General features: G+C 66.0%; 12 protein-coding genes. 11 read left to right on the top strand and 1 reads right to left on the bottom strand.

Going from position 1 to position 13889, the window contains the following annotated elements:
- Positions 1–805 precede the first annotated feature (805 nt).
- From ACQKQA_RS21220 to ACQKQA_RS21170, 11 genes are all read left to right on the top strand, one after another.
- The gene (locus ACQKQA_RS21220) at positions 806–1198 is read left to right on the top strand and encodes a DUF6124 family protein (protein ID WP_427561943.1); all 393 of its coding nucleotides are present in this window, start codon (positions 806–808) and stop codon (positions 1196–1198) included.
- 392 nt (positions 1199–1590) lie between these two features.
- The gene (locus ACQKQA_RS21215; RefSeq protein ID WP_427561940.1) at positions 1591–1869 is read left to right on the top strand and encodes an acyl carrier protein; all 279 of its coding nucleotides are present in this window, start codon (positions 1591–1593) and stop codon (positions 1867–1869) included.
- Positions 1862–4474 (top strand): aminotransferase class III-fold pyridoxal phosphate-dependent enzyme, encoded by a 2613-nt coding sequence (locus ACQKQA_RS21210; RefSeq protein ID WP_427561938.1) that lies wholly within the window; start codon positions 1862–1864, stop codon positions 4472–4474. Before ACQKQA_RS21215 ends, ACQKQA_RS21210 begins: the two co-directional genes overlap by 8 nt.
- A 28-nt stretch (positions 4475–4502) precedes the next feature.
- A complete protein-coding gene (locus tag ACQKQA_RS21205) occupies positions 4503–5639 on the top strand; it encodes an acyl-CoA dehydrogenase family protein (protein ID WP_427561935.1) in 1137 nt (378 codons plus the stop codon).
- An 80-nt stretch (positions 5640–5719) separates the two neighbouring features.
- A complete protein-coding gene (locus ACQKQA_RS21200) occupies positions 5720–7024 on the top strand; it encodes a fatty acid desaturase (RefSeq protein WP_427561932.1) in 1305 nt (434 codons plus the stop codon).
- Positions 7021–8052, top strand: coding sequence for a 2Fe-2S iron-sulfur cluster-binding protein (locus ACQKQA_RS21195; RefSeq protein ID WP_427561929.1), 1032 nt, complete (start codon positions 7021–7023; stop codon positions 8050–8052). The genes ACQKQA_RS21200 and ACQKQA_RS21195 overlap by 4 nt, the downstream gene beginning before the upstream one ends.
- Before the next feature lie 26 nt (positions 8053–8078).
- Positions 8079–9035 (top strand): fatty acid desaturase family protein, encoded by a 957-nt coding sequence (locus ACQKQA_RS21190; RefSeq protein WP_427561926.1) that lies wholly within the window; start codon positions 8079–8081, stop codon positions 9033–9035.
- 48 nt (positions 9036–9083) lie between these two features.
- Positions 9084–9581 (top strand): HIT family protein, encoded by a 498-nt coding sequence (locus ACQKQA_RS21185; RefSeq protein ID WP_427561922.1) that lies wholly within the window; start codon positions 9084–9086, stop codon positions 9579–9581.
- 112 nt (positions 9582–9693) lie between these two features.
- Positions 9694–11208: a flavin-containing monooxygenase gene (locus ACQKQA_RS21180; RefSeq protein ID WP_427561919.1), complete on the top strand. Its 1515-nt coding sequence runs from the start codon at positions 9694–9696 to the stop codon at positions 11206–11208.
- Complete coding sequence (locus ACQKQA_RS21175) at positions 11205–11582, top strand: hypothetical protein (protein ID WP_427561916.1); 378 nt, start codon at positions 11205–11207, stop codon at positions 11580–11582. The genes ACQKQA_RS21180 and ACQKQA_RS21175 overlap by 4 nt, the downstream gene beginning before the upstream one ends.
- Before the next feature lie 84 nt (positions 11583–11666).
- Positions 11667–12488 carry an amidohydrolase family protein gene (locus ACQKQA_RS21170; protein ID WP_427561914.1) on the top strand — a complete coding sequence of 274 codons (822 nt, stop codon included), beginning with the start codon at positions 11667–11669 and terminating at the stop codon, positions 12486–12488.
- A 27-nt stretch (positions 12489–12515) separates the two neighbouring features.
- On the opposite strand, the gene ACQKQA_RS21165 is transcribed toward ACQKQA_RS21170, so the two are convergent.
- A complete protein-coding gene (locus tag ACQKQA_RS21165) occupies positions 12516–13766 on the bottom strand; it encodes a 2-aminoadipate transaminase (RefSeq protein WP_427561911.1) in 1251 nt (416 codons plus the stop codon).
- Between the last annotated feature and the right edge of the window lie 123 nt (positions 13767–13889).

Below are 13889 nucleotides of genomic sequence, written 5' to 3'. Positions count from 1 at the left end.
TATATCAGGCTCAATCCGGCATCACAGGCCTGATTTGGTGTCACCCATGTGCCTGAACTTTTCTGTCACCTATGTGGTTGTCCCGTTCATGCCCCCGCGTACGGCCCTCGCTGCGCTCGGGTTCCCTCCCTCCGGTGTCCATCAGGGGGCATCGCCTCCGGTCGGCTTCGCTTCGACCTCCTCTCGATGTGTACGGCTTCGCCGTACGACGCTACGCGCCATCCCCCTGATGAACACCTCCACTCGGCCTGCCGAAGGGGCGGGTGGATCAAGATCAAAAGCTGGCGCTGGCGCGACCTACCGGTCGGCGCATCTGTAGCCGCTGCCGAGCCCTAGCGAGGCTGCGATCGAGCCCGCAGGGGGCGCAGGGATTTTGAAACCGCTGGAGGACCTTCGGTCCTATCGCAGCCTCGCCGTGGCTCGGCAGCGGCTACAGGGATCGTGCACATCAGATCCTTGGGATGACAGGTTTTGCCGTGTAGGACGCTGTCTGAAAGTGAGGCTCTTCGCTTTCTTTTGTCAGGTTTTTCCGAGAAGCTCCGGGCCGCTTGTGTCTGGGAAATGGGCTGTCTAGCCTCGGGTTCGTCACTGAATTTTCGGTGATCGGGTTTAGCAGCTCGCTTCCAAGTCACGCAGGTACCGCTGTCAATTCAACCAACCTTTTTCGGTTGCTGTTATGGCGGCTGTGCGTGGGGCGCCCTTGGGTGCGCCGGGATTCTTGGACCGGTCTGCTAACCCGCGTACAGCTGCCACCCTCATTCGTTTAGCAGCGGTCGGTGGTGGCTCCATTCCAAGAGGATTCACCATGAAAAAGCTCGTCCCCGATCCACCGGTTTCTCTCTCCTCTGCTTGTCGTAATCCAGAGCATGACCTGACGAACAAGGCGGTCCTGCACTCCTTGGCCAATGGTTCGGGGGAGGTGGTTCTGTTGCAGTCGTTGGGCCCCACTGCGGGTGGCGCGGTGGGCCGTGATTCGCTGTTTTCCGTGCGTGAAGGCATCAGCGCCGAGGAGGCGTTGGTGCATGTGTCGATCCTGCTCAAGGCGGCCGAGGAGGTGTCCGATGAAATCACCGAACGTGCCAGCGGCGTGGAGCGCGGCTTGATCTGGTCGATGATTCATTCGGTGGAGATGGCGCGGGCGGTGGTGGACGCGTTGCTCGACGGATCGGCAAGGCGGGAAGGCGGGGCAGCAGTTTAAGCCTGGCCCCAGCAGCCACCGCCAAACCCTGTAGCCGCTGCCGAGCCATGGCGAGGCTGCGATAGGACCGAAGGTCCTCCAGCGGTCTCCAGATCCTGCGCCTGCTTCGCAGGCGATCGCAGCCTCGCGGGCTCGGCAGCGGCTACAGAGATGTGTCGCATGCGCCATTCCATGACACCAAGCAGGCCGCCGCTACTCCTTACGGAGTATTGAGCGCAGGCCCCGTGGCGCCGAGCATTCGGGTGTAGCAAATGGCCTGCTGCGGCGGGTTATCCACACTCAAAACGCGTTTGCATCAAGACGCCTGTCCAAGCGTTCATCACGCCGTTTCTCGGCAGGGTGGCGCGGGCCAATGGTCATGCAAAGGAAGCGAATTACGCTAGGAGGCGACTGTGCATATAGACGAAATAACCTTTGCCGTGACCGAGACCCTGGCCAGCCTGCTGGAGGTCGATGCCAGGTCGCTGGACGTCGAGCGTTCGTTCCATGAGATGGGCGTCGACTCGGTGCTGATCGTTGGGATGTCCGCCGAGTTCGAAGACCGTTTCGGCATCTCCCTGGACCCGGAGCTGGCCTACCAGTACGACACGGTGCGCAAGGTCAGCCAGCACCTGTACGGCGTCATCAACCAGGGTGCGCGCCGGGCCGTGGCGGAGGTGAGCCATGGCTGATTCGCTGCTCAATATCACTCGCCAGGAACTGCTGGAGTTCGTCGGCCTCAACGAGACCGTGGTGCGTGCCCAAGGCACCCGCATCGAGACCGCCAGCGGCCAGACCCTGATCGATTTCGTCGGCCAGTTCGGTGCGGTGCCCTTCGGTTATGGCGCGGCGCCGGTCACCGAAGCGATCCAGAAATTCCTCGCCAGCGGTCAGCCCTCGCTGATCCAGCCGCTGATCAACCCCGCTGCCGAAGAGCTGGCGCGCCGCTTGATCGAGCTGACGCCGGGCACCCACTCGAAAGTGACCTTCACCACCAGCGGCGCGGAGACAGTCGAAGCGGCGATCAAGTTGTGCCGTGCCGCGACCCAGCGCGAGCTGGTGATCGGTACCCTGACGGGCTTTCACGGCAAGACCCAGGGCGCGGTGGCGGTCACCGGCAAGGCCATTTACCGCGAGCCGTTCCAGATCCGCGCCGACGGTTTCAGCCATGTGCCCTATGGCGACCTGCAGGCTCTCGAAGAGCAGCTGCAGACCCGGCGCGCCGCGGCCTTTTTCGTCGAGGCGGTGCAGGGCGAGGCGGGCATGATCACGCCGCCGCCCGGCTACCTGCTGGCGGCGCAGAACCTCTGCCATCAGTACGGCACGCTGTTCGTGCTCGATGAGATCCAGACCGGCCTGGGCCGTACCGGCGAGCTGTTCGCCGCCACCGCCCATGGCCTGGAGCCGGATGTGGTGCTGCTGGCCAAGGCCCTGGGCGGCGGCGTCGCGGCCATCGGTGCGTGCATCTACGGCGAGCAATGCTGGAGCCGCGATTTCGACCGGCACCACAGTTCTACCTTTGCGGTGAACGGCTTCAGCGCCGCCATCGGCCTGGCGGTGCTCGACCAGCTCACGGCCAACGACGGGGCCCAGCTCAAGCACGCGGCGGAGCAGGGTGCCTACCTGTACGCCGGGCTGTCGCGCCTGGTGCGCGACTACCCCGAGGTGTTCCACAGTGTCGATGGCTGTGGCCTGATGCTCGGCCTGAAATTCCGCCGCTGGAGCGGCGAGCGCCTCTATACCCTGTCCCTGGCCAGTGCCTTCGGCGCCCTGGTGCCCATTGTCTGCGGCTACCTGAAAGCCCGGCATGGGGTGTACTGCCTGCCGACCCTCACCGAAGGCAACGTGCTGCGCATCCAGCCGCCGCTGTGCATCGAGCGCGCCGATCTCGACGTGCTGCTCGAAGGCCTCAAGGCCGTGGCGGAACTGGTGGTGCACGACCAGCAGCACCGGCTGATCCTCGAAGCCCATGGCTACGCCGGCCCACGAGGCGCCTTGAGCCCCTGGGTGGTGCCCGGCAAGCCGCGCAGCACCGGGCGCTGCCTGGGGCGCTTCGCTTTCCTGCTGCACCCGACCACCGCCGAAAGCGTCAACGGCGACAGCGTGGTGGACGGCCTGGGGCTGTCGGCGGCGGAAAAGACCTTCATGCAGGGTTGGCTCGACGACTTCTCCGAATGGGCCAAGCCCGACCTCGACGCCGGTGTGTCCTACCACGCCCGGCGGGTCTACAACGATGCCGGCGACTACGTCGAAGGCTGGCTGATCGGCAGCCTGCTGCTACCGCGGGACCTGATGCGCCTGAGCCTGGGCAAGCGGCGCAAGCTGCTGGCCAACTACCTGGACAGCGTCGCCGGGCTGGAGGTGGATTTCGTCGGCCTGGGGGCCTACACCTCGGTGATTTCCAGTGCCGGCCTGGATGTGCAAAACGAGCGTTTCCACACCACCACCGGCAACAGCCTGACCGCCATGGTCGGCGTCGAGGCGCTGCTGAGCACCTGCGCCAACCGCGGCGCGCCGCTGGCCAAGCGCCTGACCGGGGTGATCGGCGCCTACGGTTCGGTGGGGCGTCTGGCCAGTCTGCGCCTGGGGCGTTTCTGCGAGCACCTGGTGTTGCTCGGTAACGCCGCCAATCGCGGGGCCATGGACGAGTTGCGGCTGGTGGCCGGCGAGCTGTATCGCGACGCCTTGCTGCAGATCCAGGGCGGCCACAGCAGCGGCATCGCCAAGAGCCTGGTGCTGCTGTTGCCGAGCCTGGCCAGCGTCGAGCAACTGCTGGACCGCGACCTGAACGACGAAGGGCAACTGCGCGAGCTGTTCGACAGCATCGATGCCCTGGCTCGCGGCAAGCCCCAGGTGCAGCCGCCGCTGGTGATCACCGCGGACCTGGCCAGCTGGTTGCCGCGCCTGGAGGCCGTGCTCTCGGCCACCTCCAACGGCTCGGCCTTCATCGACCCGATCGCCCTGCACCACAACGCGATCATCTGCGACTGCGCGCAGCCGCCGGACATCGGCCACGCCACGCTGATGCTGCGCCCGGACGTCACGGTGATCGAGGGCGGCCTGATCCATCTGCCGGATCGCAGCCAGCGCTTCGGCCAGCAGAACCTCACCGGCCTGCCCACCGGCGTGACCTTCAGCTGCCTGGCCGAAACCATGGTCCTGACCATGGCCGGGCTGCGGCGCGACTACAGCATCGGCAAGCGTCCACCGCTGGCGGATGCCGAAGCGATTTTCGACCTGGCCCGAGCCTTCGGTTTCGCCCCCGCGGTGGAGCAGTTGATCGAAAAGGCCGGTTAACCCTGACCACGAGAAAGGAGTCCACACCATGTCGATGCACAACGCCCGCAACGCCACCGAGAAGTACCTGCCGGGCCTGCTCGCCGTCCTGCGCGAACGCGGCCTGAGCGCCTTGGAGCAAGCCGATCCGGGCGAGCTCTGCGCACTGTTTCGCGACTACCGCGCCGCCGGTTTGATCATCCCCGAGAGCTACGGCGGCCTCGGCGCCTCGCCGGAGGAAACCGTGGAGATCCTGCGGGCCATCGGTACGTTGTGCCCGTCCCTGGCGGTGATGATGACCATGCACCACCACACCATCGCCACCATCGTGCAACTGGGCGGGTTGATCCCGGCGGCGGAAGAACTGCTGTGGGGCATTACCCAGAACCAGCTGCTGATCGCCTCGGCCTTCGCCGAGGGCAAGCCGGGCTCGGAGATTTTCAACGCCAGCGTCAAGGCGCGGCCGGTGGAGGGCGGTTTCGTTCTCGACGGCAGCAAGAAGCCCTGCACCATGAGCCACCACATGGACGTGATCGTGGTCGGCGTCGCCTGCGAGCAGGACGACGGCAGCGTCAGCCAGGGCTTTGCCGTGGTCTTCTCCGACGGCAGCGACGTCACCCGCGAGCCCTTCTGGAATGCCACGGTACTGCGGGCCACCGACAGCAACGAGCTGGTGTTCAACGGGGTGTTCGTGCCCAGCGAGCGCATGCTGCTGGCCGACGGCGCCGACAGCGAGGAGGTGGCCGCCACCGCCATGGAAACCTCGCTCAACGGCCTGAGCTGGTTCCAGCTGATGGTCGGCGGCAGCTACCTGGGCGTGGCCTCGGCGCTGGTCGAGCGGCTGTTGCGCAAGCCCTTCGCCGACCCCGCGCAACTGGCCCTGCTGTGCATCGAACTGGAGGGCGCCCATCAGGCGCTGATCGGTACCGCCGGTGAGTTGCAGGCCCAGCAGGACACGCCGTTGAACACCTACAACAAGGCGCTGTGCACCCGCTTCCTGGTGCAGGCGGCGATCGAACGCTCGACCAACCTCAGCGTCGAGCTGCTGGGCGGCATGGCCTTCATCGCCTCCGACGAGGTGGCCTACCTGCTGGCGGCTTCCCGGGCGATCTGCTTCCACCCAATCTCCCGCAGCGCCGCCACGCCGATGCTGGCGCAGTTCCTGCGCGAGTCGTACAGCGCCTGATTCGCCTGCTACCGCGGTCGGAGCACCGACGCCCCTGGCGTCGCCTCCGGCCTCGGCAACATGCCTAATGGAGTAGAAGCATGAGTAGCGATTTTCTGTATCCGCAGCGGCCGGCCAACGTCGGTCGCGGGTTTCACTGTCTGGCGGTTCCCCTGTTCGCGGTGCTGCTGGTGTTCAACACCGCGGCCATCGCGGTGATCCTGGCCCTGTCATATAGCCTGCATGCCGGGCGCTGGCTGTTGGCCCGACTGCCGGGGATGCGCGCCCTGGGCAACTGGCTGGTGACGCGCTATCACGGGCTGTTGCAGCCGCTGGCCAATCGATTGCTCAAGGACCCGCGGGACGAACCGATCCTGGCCGCCGCCATCAGCCTGGGCCTGACCGCCGGGCCGGTGTTCGTCGCCCAGCTGTGGCTCAAGGAGGTTTCCTGGCCGCTGGTGCTGCTGTTCTACGCCTTCGTCTATGGGCCGAACATCCGCGGTTTCGTCCGCTCCTTCAGCGCCATGCACCAGGAAGGCCACGTGCCCGGCGGTATCTTCAAGCGTTCGAGTCTGCTCGATCGCTGGGTCGGCAACTCCTTCCTGTACATGTTCTTCGCCATTCCCATGGGCCTGATTCCCCACGCGGCGGCGCACCTGCAGCAGCATCACCGGGAGAACGCCGGGCCGCTGGATGTCTACGCCACCGCCCGCTACAACCATGCCAGTGCCTGGGATTTCGCGGTGTATATGGTGCGTGAGGTGATGTACCAGCAGCTCATGGTCTCGCCCTGGTTGTACTTCAAGAGCAAGCACAAGCGCAGCCAGGCCCGGGCCATGCTCATGGGCAACCTGGTGCACCTGGGGCTGTTCGTCGCGCTGGCGCTCTACAGCCTGCCGCTCGCCGTGCTCTACATGCTGGTGCCCTGGTGCGCGAGCAACTTCCTGATGGGCGTCATCCACTGGAGCCAGCATGCCTTCTACGGCGGCCAGGAAGACCCCAGGGACTGGATGTACAACACCGTCACCCTGCTGGAAACCCCGGTCAACAGCTTCAACGAGGGCTACCACGCCTGTCACCACCACTGGGCCATCGGGCACTGGACGGAGAGCCCGGAGCTGTTCGAGCGGCTCAAGCCGGAACTGGCGGCCGCCGGCTCCATGGTGTTTCGCGACCTCAGCGTGTTCGAGCTGTTCGGGCTGCTGATGCTGCGCCGCTTCGATGTGCTGGCGGACAAGCTGGACTGGTGGGAGCCGTTGGACCACGCCGAGAAAGTCCGGCTGCTGCGCTACCGGGTGCTGCCGGCCCCCATCGCGGCCCATGAGCACGCCCATCAACGGCGCGCCGACACCCCGCGCAATGCCCATGAATCCACACCTGCGCGCAGCGCCCTGGGCCAGCCATGAACCGACCCCTGACCTTGAAAGTCGCCGCCATCGAACGGGAAACCGACGACGCGGTGACCATTCACCTCAAGCAGCCGCTGCTGCGCAAAGTCCGCTACAGCGCCGGGCAGTACCTGACCCTGGAGGTCGACGTCGACGGTACCAAGGGCTGCCGGGCCTATTCCATCAGCAGCACGCCGGGGCTGGACAAGACCCTGTCGATCACCGTCAAGCGCGTGGCCGGCGGCAAGGTTTCCAACCGCCTGGTACAGGAGCTGAGCGCCGGCGACGCGGTGCAGACCCTGGGCACCCACGGCCGTTTCACCTTCGCCCCGCAGCCGGGCCGGGGCCGGCACCTGGTGCTGCTGGCGGCGGGCAGCGGGATCACGCCGATCTTCTCGATCCTCAAGTCGGCGCTGCACTTCGAGCCGGACTCCCAGGTGTCGCTGATCTACGGTAACCGCAACCAGCAGTCGGTGATCTTCGGCGACAAGCTCGACCAACTGCGGCACACCTTCGGTGAGCGTTTGCAGCTGGTGCATGTGCTGTCGCGGCCGGACACCCCGGGGGCCCACGAAGGGCGCCTGACCCGGGAGCGGGTGCTCGACATTCTCGGCGCGCTGCCCGGCCCCCAGGCCCGGGAGTACTACAGCTGCGGTCCCAGCGGCATGATGGATGAAGTGACGGCCGCACTGGACGCCCTGGGCATCGCCCCGGAGCGGGTGCACCAGGAGCGCTTCACCCCGGCCAAGGCGCCAGCGCCAGCCGGCGACACGGCAAAACGCGTGGAGCTGCTGATGCAGGGCCAGGCATTCAACTTCACGGTCGCCCCGGGCCAGACCCTGCTCGACGCGGCCCTGGCCAGCGGCGTGCAGCCACCGTTCTCCTGCCGCAGCGGCTTCTGCACCGCCTGCGTCTGCACCCGCTTGGCCGGGCAGGTGCGCATGCGCGAAGACCACGGGCTGTCGGCGGACGAACTGAACCGGGGCCAGGCCCTGTTGTGCGTGGGCTACCCCATGACGGACGACGTGCGCCTGCAAGTCGATTAGCGATACAGACAGAGGAAGGTCAATTCATGAGTCATTCAACCCACCATGGCGCCGAAGACCAACTGCGGCTGGCCAAGCGCGCCGAACTGCGGGTCGACCGCGAGCGCCAAGCCCAGCTGCAGGCGCTGATGCAGCCGCAGCCGCTGAAGTTCGCGCTCTGGTCGTTGCTGCATGTGCTGGTCTGGTGCGCGGCGGCGCTGTACATCCTGCTCGGCGACAACCCTTGGGGCCTGGCGTTGGCGGTGCTGGTGCTGGGCAACCAGCTGCATGCCTTCACTGTGCTGCAACATGACTGCGGGCATGCCAACGGCTTCCGTTCGGCGGCGCTGAATCTATGGGTCGGGCGCTTCATGGCCTGGTTCATCGTGTTCCCGTTCACTTCTTTCACCGAGTGCCACAAATACCATCACCGCTACCTGGGCGACCCGGACCAGGACCCAGACGACTGGAACTACACCGGCGGGGTGAAGTGGATGTTCCTGCGTATCGCCGTGTTCGTGCCGCGCTTCATCTATTTCTCCCTGGTGCGCTACGGCAAGGCGGTGCGTAACCGGGTGCTGCGCGAGCTGGCGTTCAACCTGCTGTCGCTGGCGGCGATCGGCGCCTGGTGCTACAGCCAGGGCCTGCTGTTGCAGTTCGTGCTGATCTTCGTCGCGCCGCTGCTGGTGCTGGCGCTGGTGATCAACCCGATTTCCCGGGGCTACGAACACTTCCCCATGGCCACCCTGGAGCTGGACGACCCGCAGCGCCTGGACCTGGCGAAAAACACCGTGACCGTCACCGGCCGGCTGATCGGCCTGCTGTGGGCCAATATCAATTACCACGTCGAGCATCACATCTACCCCGGCGTGCCGTTCGTCAATCTGCCGCGGCTGGCGGCGCTGCTGGACAACAAACCCTACTTGCGCGACCGCTGGCTGCTGGCGCGGATGTTCGCGCGACGTCCGGTAACAACTTCCGCTGAACCTCGGCGGGCGGCGTGAGCTACATTTACTGCGCCCAACGGACTGCCACCCACCGAGGACTCACGGATGACCTGTATTTTCTGCCAGATCGCGGCCGGCCAATTGCCCAGCGCCATGGTCTATCGCGACCCGCACTGCATGGCGTTCATGGACGTCCACCCGCTGGGCCAGGGCCATGTGCTGCTGATACCGCTGGCCCACGTGGAGAAACTCGAGCAGTTGCCCACGGCCGTCCGCCAGCACCTGTACCAGGTGTTCGACACCTTGCTCGCGGCCCAGCGTCGCGCCGGCTTCGGCGTGGAGGGCACGCACCTGATCGTCAACGACGGCAAGGCCACCAACCAGCACATCCCTCATGCCCACCTACACCTGGTGCCGCGGCAACGGGGCGATGGGCTGGGCTTCGGGATGCGCATGTTCATGCACTTCACCGGGGTGTTCGGGCGCCGTACGCCGCTGGACACCTTGCGCCGCCAGGCCCTGGTGATCGCCGCCGAGCTCGACCCGCAGGCGCTGGAAAACCTGGCGCACCGGACCACTCTGCTGAGTGCCGAATCGGCCTAGCCCGTCGGGCCAGCGAATGGCCCGCGCTCGATCCACAAAGATCCAGAACCAACAGCCAGGCATGGGCTGCGGACAGTCGCGCCCGGCGTTTTTGCCGACAGGAGTCAGGAACATGAGTGCGCTACTTCAGGAGCAGGCCGAGCCGGCGCGGGTCTATCGGGTGTTGATCATCGGCGCCGGGTTTTCCGGCGTCGGCATGGCGATCAACCTGCGCCAGCGCGGCGAGGAGGATTTCCTCATCCTCGAACAGGAAGCCGGCGTCGGCGGCACCTGGTGGGTCAACCAGTACCCCGGTTGCGCCTGCGACATTCCCTCCCATCTCTATTCGTTTTCCTTCGAGCCCAACCCCGGCTGGTCGCGGCGCTATTCGCCGCAGCCGGAGATCCGCGATTACCTCAAGCATTGCGCCGACAAATACCAGGTGCTGCAACACTGCTGCTTCGACACCCGGGTCACCGGCCTGCGCTGGCTGGAGGACCGCGCCCTGTGGCAGGTGACGGATGCCCGGGGCGGCGTGCGTTTTGCCCAGGTGGTGGTGGCCGGCACCGGGGCCCTGTCGACCCCGGACTATCCCCAACTGCCGGGGCTGGAGCGCTTCAAGGGCCGGGTCTTCCATTCCCAGCGCTGGGACCATGGCTACGCCCTGGCCGGCCAGCGGGTCGGGGTGATCGGCACTGGCGCTTCGGCGATCCAGTTCGTGCCGCGGATCCAGCCGCAGGTGGCTAGCCTGGCGGTATTCCAGCGCACGCCGCCGTGGATCATTCCCAAGCCGGACCGGGCGTTTTCCTCCACGGCCCAGCGCCTGCTGCGGCGCTTCCCCAGGGTGCAGCGGCTGTTGCGCGGGCTGATCTACACCGCCCATGAAACCCGGGTGTTCGGCTTCGTGTTCAACCCGCGGCTGATGGGCCTGCACAAATGGCTGGCGCTCAACCTGCTGCGGCGCCAGGTCAGGGACCCGGAACTGCGCCGGCGCCTGACCCCCGACTACAGCATCGGCTGCAAGCGCATCCTGCTGTCCAACGATTACTTCCCGGCCCTGGCCCAGGCCAATACCCGGCTGGTCACCAGCGGCATCCGCGAGGTCACCGAGGACGCCCTGATCACCGTCGACGGCCAGCGCCATGTACTGGATGCGCTGATCTTCGGCACCGGCTTCAAGGCACGCACGCCGTTCCCGGCGGGGATGATCCTGGGACGCGGCGGGGTGGACATCGTCGACACCTGGCAGCAGGGCAGCGAAGCCTACAAGGGCACCACGGTCAGCGGCTTTCCCAACCTGTTCCTGCTGATGGGGCCCAACACCGGGCTGGGCCATAACTCCATCGTCTACATGATCGAGTCGCAGATCGCCTACATCCTCGGCGCCCTGGACACCCTGCAACGCCTGGGCGTGACCAGCCTCGACGTCGACCCCCAGGCCCAGGCCCGGTTCAACCAGAACCTGCGCCACCGGCTGCGCGGCGCGGTGTGGAGCGTCGGCAGTTGCCGCAGCTGGTACATGGACCCGGAAAGCGGGCGCAACGTCGCTCTGTGGCCGGGGTTCAGCTGGCAATTTCGCCGCCAGACCCGTTATTTCGATACCGAGGCCTATCGCCTCACACCACCGACACAAGGAGTGAAACCATGAGCCCCGCGGGCAAGAGCGTCTTTCTGTTTGGCCTGTACATGTTGCTGCTGGGCGCTGCGCTGGTGCTGGCGCCCAATCTGCTGCTGCCGTTGTTCGGTTTTGCCCTGACCGATGAAGTGTGGATCCGGGTGATGGGCCAGCTGGCGCTGTACCTGGGGGTCTATTACGTGTGGGCCGGCTACACCGAGCGGCGCGAATTCATGGCCCTGACCGTGGCGATCCGCCTGTCGGTGCCGGTGTTTTTCGCCGCCTTCGTCGTTGCCGCTCTGGTGCCGCCGGTGCTGTTGTCGCTGGCCTTGCCGGACCTGTGCAGCGCGTTGTGGACCTGGCGCGCGCTGGGTCGGGAGCAGGAGCTGATCGGTCAATCCCGGTGAGCGCTGTGAACATTGTGGTGTTTGGCGCCCGAGCGTAGCGTGAACGCTCGTTTCCCGAGCCAGGATCAGTGGGAGGAGCCGCCAATGAAGGGCGCAATCGACGCATGGGCACAACCGGCCAATGGCCGGGCACGACAGCTGTTGCCCGAGGTGGTGCGGCTGTTCGAGAAGTCCGGTTCGGCGCACTTGCTGGACCAGCCGCTGAGCATCGAGCAGACCGTCGAGCTGATGGACCGGGCCGGGGTGGAGAAGCTGATGCTGGCGGCCTGGTGCCGGCCGGAGCGCTGGGTGTTCAGCAACGATGAAGTCGCTGCCTACACCCGGGCCTATCCCGAACGTTTTGTCGGCGTGGCCGCGGTGGACATGAGCCGGCCGATGGCGGCGCTGGCCGAGCTGGAGCGGGCTGTCGAGGAGCTGGGTTGCAAGGCCCTGCGCATCGTGCCCTGGCTGTGGAAACTGCCGCCCAACCACCGCCTGTACTACCCGCTGTACGCCAAGTGCGTGGAGTTGGGCATTCCCTTCTGCACCCAGGTGGGCCACACCGGCCCGCTGATGCCCTCGGAAACAGGGCGCCCGGTGCCCTATCTGGACGAGGTGGCGCTGGACTTCCCGGAGCTGCGGATAGTCGCCGGGCACATTGGCCATCCCTGGACCGACGAGATGATCGGCCTGGCCTGGAAGCACGACAATATCCATATCGACACCTCGGCCTACCTGCCGGCCTATTACCCGCCGCAGTTGCTGCATTTCATGCGCACCTACGGCCAGGACAAGGTGCTGTTCGGCAGCAACTTCCCGCAGTTGCCGTTCGACAAATGCATGGCTCAGGTCAAGGCGCTGGAGTTGCCCGCCGAGGTGCAGGACAAGTTCCTGCACGGTAATGCGCGGCGGGTGTTTCAGCTGTAGGGCGCAGGCCTTGCCAACAATCGCCGGCTATTTCAGCCGGGCCAGGCAGTCCTGCAGGATATCCAGCCCTTCCTCCAGCACCTCGGGCTCGATGGTCAGTGGTGCCAGCAGGCGGATGATGTGCCGCGACTTGCCGCTGGGCATCAGCAGCAGGCCGGCTTCCCGGGCGGCAACCAGCAGTGCGCCCAGTTGCTCCGAGGCCGGCGAGCCGTCGGCCTTGACCAGCTCGATACCGCGCATGGCGCCGACCCCGGTCAGGCGCCCGAGGTAGGGCGTCAGGCGCTCGGCCCGCCAGCGCTGGTAGCGTTCGACGATGGCCTGTTCCTGGCGTTCGCCCCAGGTCTGCAGGTTGTGGTCGCTCATCTCCTCCAGGGTCGCCATGGCTGCTGCACAGGCGATGGGGTTGCCGGAATAAGTGCCGCCCAGGCCGCCCTTGGGCAGGTTGTCCAGCAGCGCTTTGCGCCCGAGCACTGCGCCCAGTGGCACACCGCCGCCGATGCTTTTGCCCAGCAGCACCAGGTCCGGCTCGATGCCCAGGCGGGAGAAAGCGAAGCGCTGGCCGGTGCGGCCGAAGCCGGACTGGATTTCATCGGCGATCAGCAGGATGCCCCGCTCATCGCAGAAACGCCGCAGGGCCCTGGCGAATTCGCCGTCCAGGGCCAGGAAACCGGCCTCGCCCTGCACCGGCTCGACGATGAAACAGGCCACTTCGGCGACGTCGATCTCCACGCTGAACAGCCGGTCCATGGCTTTGAGCGCCTCCTCGCAGGTCACGCCGTTGTCCGCGCTCGGGTAGGGCAGGTGATACACCGGGCCGGGCAGCACACCGATCTTCTGCTTGTAGGGCGCGACCTTGCCATTGAGGTTGAGGGTGGCCAGGGTCCGCCCATGGAAGCCGCCGTCGAAGGCGATCACCGCCGTGCGCCCGGTGGCGCCGCGGACAATCTTCAAGGCGTTCTCCGCCGCCTCCGCCCCACTGTTGGTGAGCATGCCACTGACCGGATAACTCAGCGGCATGAAGCGCGCCAGCCGCTCCATGAACTCGACATAGGGCCCGTGGGGCGCCGCGTTGAACGCATAGTGAGTCAGCCGGGTAGCCTGCTGCTGAATCGCCGCCACCACCCGCGGATGGCAGTGCCCCAGATTGAGCACGCCGATCCCCCCGACAAAATCGATATAACGCTTGCCGCTCTCGTCCCAGACCTCGGCATTCCTGCCGTGGCTCAGGCGGATGGGATGAACGATGGAAATCGACTGGCTGATGCTTTCGCTGCTCATGGACTAAGGGCTCTGGCTAGCTGGAACGTGGGGGCTATCTAAGCCAAGAGCGAGGCCGGGTCGCAAACGAAATAAAGTGCGGGGGTCAGTATGAAAATTCTGGTTGGTGGTGCGACGTAGTTG

Origin of the sequence: Pseudomonas sp. NPDC089530, from assembly GCF_050280705.1 — a bacterium.
GTDB lineage: Bacteria > Pseudomonadota > Gammaproteobacteria > Pseudomonadales > Pseudomonadaceae > Aquipseudomonas.
This window is presented reverse-complemented; position numbering and strand designations above follow the sequence as displayed.